The sequence below is a fragment of the Kribbella pittospori genome (genome assembly GCF_004331465.1).
Lineage (GTDB): Bacteria > Actinomycetota > Actinomycetes > Propionibacteriales > Kribbellaceae > Kribbella > Kribbella pittospori.
On record NZ_SJKB01000006.1, the window covers coordinates 460,705 to 474,372 of the forward strand.

Consider the following 13,668-nt stretch of genomic DNA (forward strand, 5'->3'; position numbering starts at 1 on the left):
CGCAATTCATGTGCCGGAGGTTTGTCGTAGATGGTGGTCGCGCTCATCGTGGTCGGAGTACTCGTGCTCGGCGTTGCCGGGTTCGTGGTGTGGTTCCTGAAGATCCGCGATCCGCTCAAGGGTGAGGACTTCTACAAGTTCCACGTCGAGCAGAAGTGGCTGTGGGAGCTCACGCTGACACCTGAGCAGGAGAAGGCGTTCATGGCCGGCCTGGAGGCGTACGACGACGAACGCGGCTGCTACCCGATGCGCTCGGAGGGCCTCCTGCGCGTCTACAGCCCGATGATGCTCATCTCGCTGTACTCCCTGACCGAGCAGTTCGCCACGATGGGACCGGACGCGGTGCAGGACCCCGGGCGCGCCGTACACGACCTGGTGATGCGGGCCGCCGAGGGCGAGGTCGAGGGTGTTCTCTACTACAACGACGAGTGGATGGGCGAGGACGTCACCGAGGTCGACGGGATGGACAAGTACGCCTTCACCGACGCGATGATGTCCGCGACCTTCGCGCAGGGGGTGGACCACGAGTTCGCCGGCGGCTACGCCGACGAGAACAAGGGCTACCTGACCATGGGCGTTCTCACCAAGAATCCCGAACACGTCGAGCGGATGTATCAAGAGGCGTCTGCCCTCGCGGGTGAGCCGACGGAGTACCGCAACAAGCTGGATGTGATGAGGGACGTGATGACGCCGGAGAGTCCGGAGTACGTCGCCGCCTTCGACCGGGCCGAGGCGGAGAAGAGCAAGTACATCAACACGCTGGTCTTCTGTTTCGAACGAGTTGTCGAGCACTACCGCGACCTCAGGCCGCAGCTGGAGTACGCCGAACCCAAGGACGTGCTGTCCGTCGTGATGGCGCGCATGCTCGAGGACGACCTGCGCGGCTGCACGTGGACGCGGCCGCCGTCGGACGAGCAGCGGGAGCTGGCACTTGCGCTCTTGAGCAACCGAAGCTGAGCAGCAGTGGACAAGGATCGTGAGGGTGCTCTGTCGGCGGTGCTCACAGAGCTGGCCGAGGAGATCGCCGAGGCCGCTCCCAAGGGCTGGAGGCGTGCCGAGCTGCACGGGTACGCGGTCGGCCAGGGCGGAACCGGGCATCGCGGCTTCTGGTTCGAGCCGACGGAACTCAACGAGCACGGCGCGAACGACATCGACGTACACGGCGGCATGACAGCCGTGCATACGCTGATGGAGGCGGCAGAGCACCTCACGATCGATCTGGAGCTGGAATCCCGCGGCCGCTACCGAGCTGTCCCTGAGCGAACGGCTCGATCGCGCCGACGACCGCGGGTTCCGCTACCTACTGGACAAGGAGTCCGAACCGCCCGAGCCCCTCGCAGCTCCCAATGACGCCACCGAAGCTGGAGAGCCGGCCGAGGCTGTTGCCTTGTTCAACGAATACCGGCGGCGCCTCGAGCAGCTGCTCGGGCCGTCGGACGACGAGCTGCCGCCGCCGCTGCCCGCAACAGATGTCCCGCTACCGCGGGATCTCAGCGCTCTGTACGCCGTAGTTGACGGCGACGGCGGACGCGGCATGCTCCATGGTTTCGGCTGGTTCGGCCTAGAGACGCTGGAGCATTTCGCCGATCAGGACGAACGGTGGTGGGTCACGCGCGGATGGCAGCGCTACGTGGCCCCCTACGCGTTCCTCAGGGACTACGGGCCGCCGGGCGCCGTCCGACGGCTCGCAGACCATCCGGCCTGGATCCCCTTCGCCACCGACACGTTCGGCGACTATCTCGCAGTCGACATGGCGCCCGGTCCCAACGGCCGGCTCGGTCAGGTCATCCTGATCGGTCGGTCGTACTACCGCGGCCCGGTCTATGTCGCCCCCTCGGTGACCGAGTTGCTGCGCCGGCACGTGGACGCATTGGCTTCCGATCGCGTCCAACGCGATGACGACGAAGGACTGTGGATCAACGCCGGCGACGTCAGTCAGTACGAACGCCAGTACGACGAGAACTGCACGCTCGAGCTGACCGGAAGGGACGCGGCACCGGTGAGCGGCTTGACCGCGGAGCTTCGCGAACTGTCGGTCCACAACGCACCGTGGGTCGACCTGCGACCCGTGGGTGCGGCGACGGCGCTGCAGAAGTTCTCGGTCCGCAATGTCGCCGGTGTCGATCTGTCACCGTTGCTCGGCACGCCTGTGGAGATACTTGACCTCGGCACCGACACCATCGACCTGTCCGGGCTGCAGGGTCACCCGACGGTGAGCCGGGTTGTTCTGCGCAGTGAGAAACCGATCGATCTCCGGCCGCTGGCGTCCTGCCCATCCTTGTACGCGCTCGATCTCACCGACGCTCCCGCCGCCGATCTGTCCTCGCTTGGACAGCTCACCGGGCTGCGGTACCTCAGGATGCAACGCCCGCAGTGGTCCCACCAGGCGATTCCGCCGGGTTTGGCCGTCGCGGAACTCGCCGAGGAACCGCTCGAGGAACGCAAGCACTACTGGTCGTTCGCCAACGCCTACAAGCCCCGCCGGCCGACGCTCGACGACGCCGTCGAATGGGCCCGACAGCTCACCCGGAACGCCACCGACATCGTGACGATCACGGGCAGGTTCAAACGCCGCTGAGCAGGCTGGTCGTTGTTGTGTGCAGCCCGGACTTGATCCGCGGGAGGTCAAAGCCCTGGTCGCGGAGGGATTTGTGCAGGTCGGCGGCCAGCGGCGCCAGGACCAGATGAGCCATGTAGTCGGCGTCGAGGTCCGGGCGGGCTTCCTCGATCAGTAGCGCCAGGTGTTGGTGCCAGAGGTTGTAGGAGCCGATCCGGTAGCGCGCGCCGTCCGAGGCGTTCTCGCTGTCCATGAAGAGCTCGACATGACGGTCCAGCAGGTCGAGGTACGCGTCGAGGAAGGCGATCACCCGGACGACCGGCGCTGCGCCGGGGCCGAGTGGCGGTGGGCCGCTCAGGATCTTCGCCTGCAATTCCTGCTCACGTTCGTCGAGCAGCGCGACCGCCAGGCCGGCGCGGTCGCCGAAGCGCCGGAACACCGTCCCCTTGCCGACGCCTGCCGCCGCCGCGATCGCGTCCAGCGACACGTGCTTCACGCCCTGCTCGGTGAACAGCCGATCGGCCGCCTCGAGCACCCGGAGCCGATTGCGGCGGGCGTCGGCGCGTTCTGGGCGCGGCTCTCCGACGACCGGCAGCTTCCGTTGTAAAGCGGACCGCGGTCCGGTACTGTCGTTCATAAGACGGACTGTAGTCCGCTAAAGTCTCTGGAGGAAGCATGAGCAACACCTCTGCCCGGATCGCGATCGCGTATCACTCCGGGTTCGGCCATACCGCGAAGCAGGCCGAGGCGGTCGCCGCCGGCGCCGCATCGGTGCCTGGCACCGTGACAGACCTGGTTCTGCTGGATGAACTGACCGACGACGTCTGGGACCGGCTCGCCGTCGCGGACGCGATCATCTTCGGCGCCCCGACGTACTTCGGCAGCCCGAGCGCTGTGTTCAAGGCCTTCGCGGAGGCCAGCGTGAAGATCTGGGCGGCCGACCTGGGCTGGCGGGACAAGATCGCCGCCGGGTTCACCAATTCCAAGGCCATGTCCGGCGACAAGCTGAACAGCCTGGTCGACCTGGCCGTGTTCGCCGCGCAGCACGGGATGATCTGGGTCGGACTCGATCTGTACCCCGGCTGGGCGGAGTCGACCGGGAGCATCGAGGATCTCAACCGGCTCGGCAGCTGGCTGGGTGCGATGGCCCAGTCCGACGCCGATCTCTCGGCCGAGAAGGCTCCGCCGGAGACCGATCTGCGGACTGCGGCGGCTCTCGGCGCGCGGGTCGCGACCGTCACGCAGCGGCATCTGCGCGGAGGAGCGCTGGCGGCCTGATGGCGTGGTTGGTACTGCTCGCGGCGGCCGCGTTCGAGATCGCGTTCGCCCTCAGCCTGAAACCGAGCGACGGATTCAGCCGCCTCTGGCCGACGGTCGGCGTACTCGTCTTCGGCGTGATCTCCGTGGTTCTGCTGGCCCGGACGCTCGACCGCCTCCCGGTCGGTACGGCGTACGCGGTGTGGACCGGGCTCGGCTCGATCGGCGTTGTCACGTTGGGCATCGTGCTGTTCGACGAGCCGGTCACCCCGGCCCGCCTCGCATGCATCGCCCTGATCGTGACCGGCGTCGTGGGGCTGCGGCTGGTCGGCGCCGACTAGTGCCCTGCGTCGGGGATCTAGGTCGAGGTACGGCGGCGCCGGCGGGGGCGGGTCGGGAGTGGGACGGGGTGCGCGTCGTCGATCGGGGTGTCCTCGAAGGCGCCGGGGGTGAATGCGCCGTGGGCCGGCGTGTGGCCGGAGACCAGGCGGCGGTAGTCGTCCCAGGTCCCGGCCCGCGCCGGAATGTTGCCGATGGCATCGACCTGGGTGAGTGGGTAGCTTCCGCCCTCGATCAGGTCCCACAGATCGTCGTCGCTGCGCAATTGCCGCAGTTCCCCGAACAACTCCCGGCCGAACCAGCACGGGTGCCCGTGGCCGTTGTCGTACCGGCTGACGCCGATCGGGGTGGCCGGCCCGGCGACCTCGGCGACCAGCGACCACACGGTGGCAGACGTCACGCCCGGCTGGTCCCCGAGCATCACCACGATCCCGTCGGTCCCGTGGTCGACCGCATCGAGAGCTGGCACGATCGACGAACTTCCGGTGTCCGCGTGCGGCGAGTCCACCACCCGTACACCGTCCAGGTCGACCCGGTCGCGGATCTGATCCGCGGCACTGCCCAGCGTGACGATCAGCTGGTCGAAACCGCAGTTCCGGGCGACATCCAGCGTCGCGCCGAGCAGTGTGTCGCCGTGATAGGCGAGTAATTGCCGGGGTACGCCGAGGTGCGGGGAACTGTCGGCGGCAAGCAGGAGCCCCGTGACGAACATCGGCGCATCAACTCCCCGCCCGGGAGGGCGCAACCACCTGCGGGCTCCTTCGCACTCTTCCCCGAGCGTGTAAACAGCCGAAAAACGATGGAAACCCGAACCGGACAGATGTGTCAACGACCGTCCGGAACGTGGTCAGGAAAGCGTGCGAAAACGGTCAGCGCAAGGCCGAAGCAAACGCTTCAAGGGCGGGATATCCGGCATTCCCGGTCACGATCGTGGTGGCGCCGGAACCCACCAGGACCAACGCGTTCTCCTGTTTGCGGTCGAGCAGCACCTTGCGTTGCCAGGTGACGCCGGCGACGGTCGACGTACCGTCGTCGGAGGTCCGGCCGAGTTTGTCGGACTGGAATTTCCCGCCGGTGACGTTGGACTGCTCGAGCCCGACGTACTTCTTCTCGTTCGTGACGACGCCGAGGTGCCAGGTGATCGGAGCCTGCTCAGGGGCGCGGAATTCCACACTGGTTGCGGTCCAGCCGGACGGCATCGGCTCCGGGCCGCGGACCCAGGGCGCGACCTTCTTCGCGTCCTCCAGTTGGGCGGTGTACTCGACCGCTTTGACCTGCTCGTGCTTCGGGCGCCAGGTCACGATCATCAGGAAGGCGACGACGACGAAGCAGGCCAGCAGCGCCCAGACCATGTTCGTCAGCGTGCGCGCCTTGGCCCGATCCTTGCGGTTCTGCTCCCGGTAAGCGATCGCCTCGGCCCGCGCGCGGGCCTTCTCCCGCGCCTCCGCCTCGCTGGATGCACCCTGACCTGTCGAACTCATGGCATGAGTGTCCCATCTCGCCGAAACGCCCGGAGACCGCGTTGGCTACCATCCGTTGGCATGAGCGACCCGACCACGCCACCTGCCCATCTGGAGGTCGAGGCGCACGCGCCTGACCGCAACCTCGCCCTCGAGCTGGTCCGGGTCACCGAGGCCGCGGCGATGGCGGCGGGCCGCTGGGTCGGGCGCGGCGACAAGAACGGCGCCGACGGCGCGGCGGTGAACGCGATGCGCACCCTGATCGGCACCGTCGGGATGAATGGCGTGGTGGTGATCGGCGAGGGCGAGAAGGACAACGCCCCGATGCTCTACAACGGCGAGCAGGTCGGTTCCGGCGCCGGCCCGGAGTGCGATGTCGCGGTCGATCCGGTCGACGGTACGACGCTGGTCGCGAAGGGCATGGCCAACGGCATCGCGGTGATGGCGGTGTCGGCGCGGAACTCGATGTACGACCCGTCCGCGGTGTTCTACATGGAGAAGCTGGTGGTCGGCCCGGAGGCGGCCGACGTGGTCGACATCCGGCTCCCGGTCGGGGAGAACATCCGCCGGGTGGCTAAGGCGAAGGGCTCCACTGTCGACGACGTGACGGTCGTCGTTCTGGACCGGCCGCGGCATGAGGAGCTCGCGGCGCAGATCCGGGCGGCCGGTGCGCGGATCAAGTTCATCAGCGACGGCGACGTGGCGGGCGCGGTCGAGGCTGCCCGGCCGGACACCGGTCTGGACATGCTGATCGGCATCGGCGGTACGCCGGAGGGCATCATCGCGGCGTGTGCGATGAAGTGCCTGGGCGGGCTGATCCAGGGCCGGCTCTGGCCGAAGGACGACGAGGAGCGGCAGAAGGCGATCGACGCCGGCCATGACCTCGATCGGGTGCTCAGCACCGACGACCTGGTCAGCGGCGACGACTGCTTCTTCGTCGCCACCGGAATCACCGAAGGCGAGTTACTGCGCGGCGTCCGGTACGGCCGGTCCACCGCACGCACCCACTCGCTGGTGATGCGCTCCCGCAGCGGCACGATCCGCAGCATCGAAAGCGTCCACCAGTTGTCGAAACTGCGCGCGTACTCAGCCATCGACTTCGAGCACGCCCGATGACCGCACCAGTCCTCGTCATTGGCGAGGCTCTCGTGGACATCGTGGTGCCTGCGCCGCGGGCTCCCCGCAACGGCAACGGGAAGACAACTGCGACGCCGGGCGGGTTCGCGGCGAACGTGGCGGTCGGGTTGGCGCGGCTCGGTGTGCCGACTGAGCTGGTGGCGCGATTCGGGACTGATCCGTACGGCGACCAACTCGGGGCGCACCTGTTCGGGAACGGCGTACAGCTTGCTCCCGGCTCGGTGGATCCGAGCTTCCGGACCAGTACTGCGACCGCGACGCTCGATCCGGCCGGAGTCGCGTCGTACCAGTTCGACATCACCTGGGATCCGCCGGCGCTGTCACGGCCGCGGGGGTGCCCGGCGATCCACACCGGGTCGATCGCGACCATGCTCGAGCCGGGCGCCGGCGCGATCCGCGAGTTCCTGCAGTCAGTGGCCGATCAGCCGGTCACGGTGACGCTGGACCCGAACGCACGGCCGACGATCACCCCGGATCCAGTGCCGGCGTGGGCCGCCATACGGGCGCTGGCGGCGTCGTCAGATCTGGTGAAGCTGAGCGACGAGGACTGCAGGTTCTTCCGGCCAGGAGCGTCGCCGGACGAGATCGCGGCCGAGTTGCTGACCGCCGAGCGGACCCAGTGCGTCGTCATCACACTCGGCGGGGACGGCGCGATCGGGATCAGCCGGGACGCGCGTGTCGAGGTGGCGGCGCCGGCGATCGAGGTGGTCGACACCGTCGGCGCGGGCGACTCGCTCATGTCGGCACTGATCGCCGGGCTGAACGCGCGCGGGCTGCTCGGCGCGACGCGGCTGTCCGGGCTGACGGCCGAAGATCTGCGCGAGGTCGTCGACTACGCGGTGAAGGCGGCCGCGATCACCTGCACCCGGCACGGCGCCGACCCGCCGACCGCCGCCGAACACGCGGCCAAGTGGGGGTCCTGACGTGTCCGCCGAGACCTGGACCTCCGAGCTGGAGTCCAAAGGCAGCGTGGTCTTCCCACCGCGCCGCGGACGGCTCACGATCCGGCTGGCCGGATTCGGGCTCCTGATGGTGCTGTCCGCGTGGACGAACATCGACCACATCCGCGCCGGCGAGATGTCCGGGACCCTCGGCGTACTGCGGCTGACCGCGCTGGCCGCGTTCGTCTACGGCACCGGGCTCACTCTCTGGCAGCTCATCACGAACCGCCCCGTCGTCAAGGTCGACGCCGACGGCATCAGCCGTGGCCGCAGCCTGCGGTGGTCCGGCATCACGAGCATCGACGATCCGGCCGGCCTGCCAGGAGTCCGGACGGTGCAGGTCCGCCCGGCTGACCGGCGCACTCGGCCGATCAGCATCCCGCAGGACAACGTCGAGGACCTCGACGCCCTCACGCACTGGTTGCGCTCACTGCACGACAGGCACCGCTCCTAGGACACGGAGCTCCGGACCGCGCTGAGGTGTCCGCGGGACCGGGCCGCCGCGAGGTCCGGGTCGCGGTCGCGGATCGCGTCGGCGATCGCCACGTGAGCGGCCTGGTCGTGCCGGTGCCGGTGCTGCTCGTCCATCCGCAGCATGTCGATCATCGCCCGCCGGATCCGCGGCACGAACGTGTCGAACAGTTCCGTCAGTACGGCGTTGTGCGCGGCGGTGATCACGGCTCGATGGAAGGCGAGATCAGCCTCGACGTACCAGTCGTCCGGTGAGTTCTCCGACGCCCGTTTCCGGTCGGCGAGCGTGTAGCGGAACGCCTTGAGGTCGGCCGGCGTACGACGCGACGCCGCCAGCCTCGCCGCCTCGGTCTCGATCGCGAGCCGGCCCTCCAGTACGTCGGTGATGTCCGCGCGGCGAAGGACCTTGTCCCAGTCCTCCGAGGCTTGGTGCGCGATCACGAACACACCGGCGCCCTGGCGGCTCTCCAGCACCCGGCGGCCGGCCAGTTCCCGGACCGCCTCGCGGATCGTCGACCGGCCGACGCCCAGCTGCGCGGCCAGTGTGGTCTCGCCCGGCAACTTCTGGCCGAGTGCCCACTCGCCGCTGCCGATCCGGCGGAGCAATTCCTCGGCGGCCTGCTCGGCCAGTGGGTGACGGCGGATCATGCCGCTCAGTGTAGGCCGGCTCGGGTCCAGAAGTTCTCAGCTTGTCTGAGGAGTTGGTTTCGGGTTAGCGTGTCCTCATGTCCTCGATCCTCCTGCTTCCGGGCCGCCTCCTTCTTGGCCGCCACGGCGGGAGCTGATTCGACCGGCACCCCCTCCGTGGAGTGCTCTCGCCTGCCGGTCCCGCCTCCCGCACGAGCCGAAGGACCCACCATGGACTGGAACCGCCAGCAGCACTCCCCCATGCCCAGCCACCGCTACCGCGACGTCTTCGCCAAGGTCCCGGTCGCCCCGGTCGATCGCGAATGGCCGGACCGCCGGATCACCACCGCACCCCTGTGGGTGCCGGTCGACCTGCGCGACGGCAACCAGGCGCTGGCCGACCCGATGGACCCCGAGCGCAAGCGCCGCTTCTTCGAGCTGATGGTTGCCATGGGCTACAAAGAGATCGAGGTCGGCTACCCGTCTGCCTCGCAGACCGACTTCGACTTCGTCCGGCTGCTCGCCACCAGCGATCTCGTCCCACCGGACGTCACGATCGTCGTCTTCACCCCGGCCCGGCCCGAGCTGATCGAGCGGACCGTCGAATCGATCGCCGGGATGCGCGGCCAGGTCGTCATCCACATGTACGCCGCGACCGCGCCGGTCTGGCGGGACGTCGTACTGCGGCGTACCCGGGACGAACTCGCGTCGCTCATCTATTCCGGGGCCGAGGACATCCTCAGGCTCGCGGGTGAGCAGGAGAACGTGCGCTTCCAGTTCTCGCCGGAGGTGTACAACCTGACCGAGCCGGACTACATCATGGAGCTGTCCGACCAGCTGACGAAGCGGTGGGACGCGACGCCGCAGCGGCCGGTGATCCTCAACCTGCCGGCCACGGTCGAGGTCGCGACGCCGAACGTGTACGCCGACCAGATCGAGTACATGGACAAGAACCTGCCGCGGCGCGACAGCGTGATTCTGTCGGTGCATCCGCACAACGACCGCGGGACCGGGATCGCCTGCGCGGAGCTCGCCGTACTCGCCGGTGCGCAGCGGGTCGAGGGCTGCATCTTCGGCAACGGCGAACGCACCGGGAACGTCGACATCGCGACACTCGCGCTGAACCTGCACGCCCAGGGCGTCGACCCGATGGTCGACTTCTCCGCCATCGACCGGATCCGGGAGACGGTCGAGTACTGCACCCGGATGCCGATCCACCCGCGGCATCCGTACGTCGGGGAGCTCGTTTACACGGCGTTCTCCGGGACGCATCAGGATGCGATCCGGAAGGGGTTCGCCGAACACCACCGGCGGGCTGTCGCGACCGGCGTACCGGCGTCGGAGCTGGCGTGGGACGTGCCGTATCTGCCGATCGATCCGGCCGACGTCGGGCGCGGGTACGAGGCCGTCGTTCGGGTGAACAGCCAGTCGGGGAAGGGTGGGATCGCGCATGTGCTGGAGTCGTCGTACGGCGTGCGGATGAGCTCGGCGGAGGAGGTCGAGTTCGCCCGGCACGTGCAGCGGCACACCGACGAGACCGGCCGGGAAGCGAGTGCGGTGGAGTTGAAGGGTCTTTACGAGGAGGTTTTCGGGTGCTCGAACTGAAGGACGTCGACTTCGTCCGGGACGGCAAGGTGCTGCTCGGCGGAGTGTCCTTGACCGTCGGCGAGGGGGAACGGTGGGCGCTGCTCGGGCCGAACGGTGCGGGCAAGAGCACCTTGCTGAACCTCTGCGGCGCCATCACCCACCCGACCCGAGGCACGGTCGAGATCCTCGGCCGTCGCCTCGGCGCCGTCGACATCCGGACCCTGCGCGAGTCGATCGGGCACGTGAACCCACGTCATCCACTGCGGTCGCCGCTGACGATCCGGCAGGTCGTCCTCACCGGCCTGACCGGGACGATCGAACTGATGCCGCGCTGGGAGCCGACTCCCGATCAGGACGCCCGGGCCGAGGAACTGGTCGAGCTGCTCGGGATCAGTACGCACCTCAACGCGTCCTGGACCAACCTGTCCCAGGGCGAACGTGGTCGCGCGCTGATCGCCCGTGCGCTGATCTCCGACCCGCGCCTACTTCTCCTCGACGAACCGACGACGGGTCTCGACGTCGCGGCCCGCGAGCAACTCCTCGAAACCGTCGACCAGGTCCACGCCTCACATCCCCACCTGGCGTCGCTCCTCGTCACTCACCACCTCGAGGAACTCCCCACCTCCACCACCCACGCAGCCCTCCTCCGCGAAGGCCGCATCCTCACCGCCGGCCCCGCCGAAGACGTCCTCACCACTCCCCTGATCACCCGAACCTTCGCCCACCCCATCACCATCCACCGCAGCGAGGGCCGGTGGCGAGCAACCGCCTAGCTCAGGCCGAGGCGTTTGCTGAGGCGGGGGCCTCGTTTGATTTTGATTTCGCCGAGGATGGCGGTGCCGCGGATGTGGAAGGTGGTGGGGGTGGCGGCCGGAGTGGCGGGGTCGGCGGCGGAGAGGGCGGACTCCTGTTCGGAGATCGAGCCGAGGATGGGGTTGCTGTCCAGGTGGACGATCGCGTTGCGCGGGACGCGGATCTTCACGTCGGCCAGGATCGACTTCACCTCGACGAAGACCTCGGCGTACGGGAGCTGGGCCTCGGTGTAGTCCAGGGTGACGTCGCCGAGGACGGCGTTGATCTCCTGGCGCTGTGGGACCAGCCAATTGCCGGTGCGCTTGGTCTCCGACATGAAGACGTTGATGACCGGGCCGGCCTCGACCATGGCTCCGCCGTAGTGCGGGCTCACGGCCGGCACCTCCGACGCACCCGGAGCACGCGGGCCGTTCGGGAGGTCCGCGGTGATCTCGACCAGTTCGCCGTACGTCCTAGAGGCGTACAGCTGCTCCAGCCGCTCCTCGAGTTCGCCGTACGACAGCCGGCCCTCGCCCGCGGCATCGCGCAGTACGTCGGCGACCTCCTCCCGCTCGAGGTCGGAGACCCGGCGCCGCAGCGCCAGCTCGTCACCCGTCGCCGGCGCGGGCTGCGCGGGCACCGAGTCCTGCGGTCGGTTGTCCTGGGGAATCTCATCCTGGGCCACGTCAGCACGATACGCGCGGGAAGCATCACCCGCCGACGGGAATCATCCCCGATTCACCCCTGATCCCGCCCCTGAGCCCGCCGGATAAAGTTGACCCATCCAGACCACATGCCATGGAGGTACGCCGGTGTCCGCCGACTTCAACTACTCCGATCTGTTGCCCCTGGGTGCCGACGACACGGAGTACCGGCTGCTGACGACCGAAGGTGTCAGCACGTTCACGGCTGGCGACCGGACCTTCCTGCAGATCGAGCCCGACGTACTGCGCGCGCTGACCGCGGAGGCGATGCACGACATCTCGCACTACCTGCGCACCGCGCACCTGGAGCAGCTGCGCCGGATCATCGACGACCCGGAGGCGTCCGGGAACGACCGGTTCGTCGCCCTCGACCTGCTGAAGAACGCGAACATCTCGGCCGGCGGCGTGCTGCCGATGTGTCAGGACACCGGGACCGCGATCGTGATGGGCAAGAAGTCCGAGGGCGTTCTCACCGGCGCGGCCGACGAGGAGTGGATCAGCCGCGGCGTGTACGACGCGTACACCAAGCTGAACCTGCGCTACTCGCAGATGGCGCCGCTGACCATGTGGGACGAGAAGAACACCGGCTCCAACCTCCCGGCCCAGGTCGAGCTGTACTCGACCCCGGACCACGGCGACCCGGCGTACAAGTTCCTGTTCATGGCCAAGGGTGGCGGCTCGGCGAACAAGTCGTTCCTGTTCCAGGAGACCAAGGCGGTGCTCAACCCGGCCGGGATGATGAAGTTCCTGGACGAGAAGATCCGCTCCCTCGGTACGGCGGCCTGCCCGCCGTACCACCTGGCGATCGTGGTCGGCGGTACCTCGGCGGAGTACGCGCTGAAGACGGCGAAGTACGCGTCCGCACACTATCTCGACTCGCTGCCGACCTCGGGATCGCCGGTGGGGCACGGGTTCCGCGACCTGGAGCTCGAGGAGGAGGTCTTCAAGCTCACGCAGGAGTTCGGGATCGGGGCGCAGTTCGGCGGGAAGTACTTCTGCCACGACGTGCGGGTGATCCGGCTGCCGCGGCACGGCGCGTCCTGTCCGGTCGCGATCGCGGTCTCGTGTTCGGCGGACCGGCAGGCGCTGGCGAAGATCACGCCGGAGGGTGTGTTCCTGGAGCAGCTCGAGCGCGACCCGGCGCGGTTCCTGCCGGACACCATTGACGAGCACCTCGCCGACGACACCGAGGTGGTCCGGATCGACCTGAACCGGCCGATGAGCGAGATCCGCGCGGAGCTGACCAAGCTGCCGGTGAAGGCCCGGCTGTCGCTGAGCGGACCGCTGGTCGTCGCGCGGGACATCGCGCACGCGAAGATCAAGGAGCGGCTGGACGCGGGCGAGCCGATGCCGCAGTACCTACGCGACCACGCGGTGTACTACGCGGGTCCGGCGAAGACTCCGGAGGGGTACGCGTCCGGGTCCTTCGGGCCGACCACGGCGGGGCGGATGGATGCGTACGTCGACCAGTTCCAGGCGGCCGGTGGATCGTTCGTGATGCTTGCCAAGGGCAATCGTTCGGCGAAGGTGACGCAGGCGTGCAAGGAGCACGGCGGCTTCTACCTCGGCTCGATCGGTGGTCCGGCGGCGCGGCTGGCGCAGGACTGCATCAAGTCGGTGGACGTGGTCGAGTACGCCGAGCTCGGGATGGAAGCCGTCTGGAAGATCGAGGTCGAGGACTTCCCGGCTTTCGTGGTCGTGGACGACAAAGGCAACGACTTCTTCACCGACACCCGCAAGCCGGTCCCGCTCACAGTCCGGCCCAGAAGCTAAACCCTGCGGGGTAGGGAGTGGAG

Annotated in this window: 16 protein-coding genes; 11 read left to right on the forward strand and 5 right to left on the reverse strand. The window is 68.4% G+C overall.

Annotated features, from left to right (window positions below):
* Positions 1-30: 30 nt before the first annotated feature.
* From E0H73_RS21675 to E0H73_RS21680, 3 genes are read left to right on the forward strand one after another with little or no spacing between them, the layout of a single operon-like run.
* Positions 31-957, forward strand: a complete 927-nt coding sequence (locus E0H73_RS21675; protein WP_131359347.1) for a hypothetical protein — start codon at positions 31-33, stop codon at positions 955-957.
* Positions 958-963: 6 nt separating this feature from the next.
* Positions 964-1,350, forward strand: coding sequence for a hypothetical protein (locus E0H73_RS45925; RefSeq protein WP_165555764.1), 387 nt, complete (start codon positions 964-966; stop codon positions 1,348-1,350).
* Between the two features lie 37 nt (positions 1,351-1,387).
* Complete coding sequence (locus E0H73_RS21680; RefSeq protein WP_165555765.1) at positions 1,388-2,578, forward strand: SMI1/KNR4 family protein; 1,191 nt, start codon at positions 1,388-1,390, stop codon at positions 2,576-2,578.
* Here E0H73_RS21680 and E0H73_RS21685 read toward each other — a convergent pair.
* A complete protein-coding gene (locus tag E0H73_RS21685; RefSeq protein ID WP_131359351.1) occupies positions 2,565-3,194 on the reverse strand; it encodes a TetR/AcrR family transcriptional regulator in 630 nt (209 codons plus the stop codon). The two genes, E0H73_RS21680 and E0H73_RS21685, sit on opposite strands and share 14 nt — an antisense overlap.
* Positions 3,195-3,232: 38 nt before the next feature.
* On the opposite strand from E0H73_RS21685, the gene E0H73_RS21690 reads away from it, so the two are divergent.
* Entirely contained in the window at positions 3,233-3,835 is a 603-nt protein-coding gene (locus E0H73_RS21690; protein ID WP_131359353.1) for a flavodoxin family protein, read from the forward strand.
* Entirely contained in the window at positions 3,835-4,155 is a 321-nt protein-coding gene (locus E0H73_RS21695; protein WP_131359355.1) for a DMT family transporter, read from the forward strand. The genes E0H73_RS21690 and E0H73_RS21695 overlap by 1 nt, the downstream gene beginning before the upstream one ends.
* A gap of 17 nt (positions 4,156-4,172) precedes the next feature.
* Here E0H73_RS21695 and E0H73_RS21700 read toward each other — a convergent pair whose 3' ends face one another.
* On the reverse strand, positions 4,173-4,865 hold the full coding sequence (locus E0H73_RS21700; protein ID WP_131359357.1) for a nucleotidyltransferase family protein: 693 nt from the start codon (positions 4,863-4,865) through the stop codon (positions 4,173-4,175).
* Positions 4,866-5,022: 157 nt separating this feature from the next.
* Entirely contained in the window at positions 5,023-5,634 is a 612-nt protein-coding gene (locus E0H73_RS21705) for a DUF4245 domain-containing protein (RefSeq protein WP_131359359.1), read from the reverse strand.
* Between the two features lie 60 nt (positions 5,635-5,694).
* On the opposite strand from E0H73_RS21705, the gene glpX reads away from it, so the two are divergent.
* From glpX to E0H73_RS21720, 3 genes are read left to right on the forward strand one after another with little or no spacing between them, the layout of a single operon-like run.
* Positions 5,695-6,729: a class II fructose-bisphosphatase gene (gene glpX / locus E0H73_RS21710; RefSeq protein WP_131359361.1), complete on the forward strand. Its 1,035-nt coding sequence runs from the start codon at positions 5,695-5,697 to the stop codon at positions 6,727-6,729.
* Positions 6,726-7,673, forward strand: coding sequence for a carbohydrate kinase family protein (locus E0H73_RS21715; RefSeq protein WP_131359363.1), 948 nt, complete (start codon positions 6,726-6,728; stop codon positions 7,671-7,673). Before glpX ends, E0H73_RS21715 begins: the two co-directional genes overlap by 4 nt.
* Before the next feature lies 1 nt (position 7,674).
* Positions 7,675-8,145, forward strand: a complete 471-nt coding sequence (locus tag E0H73_RS21720) for a hypothetical protein (RefSeq protein WP_131359365.1) — start codon at positions 7,675-7,677, stop codon at positions 8,143-8,145.
* Here the strand turns inward: E0H73_RS21720 and E0H73_RS21725 are convergent.
* On the reverse strand, positions 8,142-8,810 hold the full coding sequence (locus E0H73_RS21725; protein ID WP_238164151.1) for a FadR/GntR family transcriptional regulator: 669 nt from the start codon (positions 8,808-8,810) through the stop codon (positions 8,142-8,144). The two genes, E0H73_RS21720 and E0H73_RS21725, sit on opposite strands and share 4 nt — an antisense overlap.
* Before the next feature lie 210 nt (positions 8,811-9,020).
* On the opposite strand from E0H73_RS21725, the gene E0H73_RS21730 reads away from it, so the two are divergent.
* Entirely contained in the window at positions 9,021-10,394 is a 1,374-nt protein-coding gene (locus tag E0H73_RS21730; protein ID WP_238164152.1) for a 2-isopropylmalate synthase, read from the forward strand.
* Positions 10,382-11,149 (forward strand): ABC transporter ATP-binding protein, encoded by a 768-nt coding sequence (locus E0H73_RS21735; RefSeq protein ID WP_131359369.1) that lies wholly within the window; start codon positions 10,382-10,384, stop codon positions 11,147-11,149. The genes E0H73_RS21730 and E0H73_RS21735 overlap by 13 nt, the downstream gene beginning before the upstream one ends.
* Here E0H73_RS21735 and E0H73_RS21740 read toward each other — a convergent pair.
* On the reverse strand, positions 11,146-11,853 hold the full coding sequence (locus tag E0H73_RS21740) for a DUF1707 SHOCT-like domain-containing protein (RefSeq protein WP_131359371.1): 708 nt from the start codon (positions 11,851-11,853) through the stop codon (positions 11,146-11,148). The two genes, E0H73_RS21735 and E0H73_RS21740, sit on opposite strands and share 4 nt — an antisense overlap.
* A gap of 127 nt (positions 11,854-11,980) precedes the next feature.
* Here E0H73_RS21740 and E0H73_RS21745 point away from each other — a divergent pair, with 127 nt between their 5' ends.
* Positions 11,981-13,645, forward strand: a complete 1,665-nt coding sequence (locus E0H73_RS21745) for a fumarate hydratase (protein ID WP_131359373.1) — start codon at positions 11,981-11,983, stop codon at positions 13,643-13,645.
* The last annotated feature ends 23 nt before the right edge of the window (positions 13,646-13,668 follow it).